The 1,049-nt window shown below is 33.2% G+C and carries 1 protein-coding gene; it reads left to right on the top strand.

Annotated features, from left to right (window positions below; genetic code table 11):
* On the top strand, nucleotides 1-907 hold a 907-nt coding region (locus BG20_RS07730; RefSeq protein WP_010193228.1), incomplete at its 5' end, for a hypothetical protein.
* Nucleotides 908-1,049: the final 142 nt, after the last annotated feature.

Genomic DNA, 1,049 nt, shown 5'->3' with positions numbered 1-1,049 from the left:
ATATTCAGAATTGCAATTGCTTACAATAAATCAAGTATACTCTGAGGGAGAACCATTATTTGTATATGGAAAAGGACAGCCAAATGAAACTTTGATTATTAGATTGATTGCTCCAGATAAAACAATTCCAAAGTTTGATCAGTTTGAAACAAATGAAGATGGAACATTTGAGCATGTATTATTGATATGGCCAAAGGCTTCTTCTAATCTCCCATTTGGTACATATACAATAGAAATAATTAGCACTCAACAAAATGGACTTTCTAAAAAAATTGATGTAAAATTTACATCCTCTACTGATCTGATTAGTGTACCTATAGAAAGACATCTAAACACTCTAGTGTTTGCCCCGGAAACTGCCGCGATTAATGTTCCATTTCGTGTATTTGTTCAGGTTACAAGTGATGGTCTTTTGATTGGGGATGATCCTGCAAAATTACTCCAAACAACTCATGTCCATTTACCTTCAGGAAAAGTAGAGACACTTGCAAATAATTTCTCAACACTTCATCAGGGACTGTACTATGCAGATTATGTGCCAAAAGAAGAAGGAACTTATGTCTTTCACGTAGTGACTTTTAACGAAGGAACAATCTCTCATGGTTCAGTTGCAACTAATGTTCTTAGTCAGGATATTGGTGGAATATCAAATCAAATTATAAAACTGAATTCTGTTTTAGAGGAGACATCAACTGAATTAAACACATTAAAATCAGAAATCTCAGGATTTGGAAATACCTTGGAGAGTGCTAGTAGTAATATTGACAAAAGTGTGACTTCAGTATCGAACTCAGTGACAAACATAGAAGAAGCATCATCACAACTCAACTCTTTGTTTTTCCCAATAGTTGCATCGATAGGAATTATTGTAGCATTACAAATTGCAATACTTGCTAGAAGAAGATAGTTATAATAACACACGACAATAAAATTAATTATAATGCCCAAAGCGGCTATCTTTTTTATTATAATTCTTATGTCGGGAATGTTTACCAGTTCTTTTGCATTTGTAGATCTTCCTCAAAAGAGTTACAATAAATCAGATAATT

This window comes from Candidatus Nitrosarchaeum limnium BG20 (genome assembly GCF_000241145.1).
GTDB lineage: Archaea > Thermoproteota > Nitrososphaeria > Nitrososphaerales > Nitrosopumilaceae > Nitrosarchaeum > Nitrosarchaeum limnae.
The sequence above is the reverse complement of the archived record's forward strand: the minus strand, read 5'-3'. Positions and strand labels throughout refer to the sequence as shown.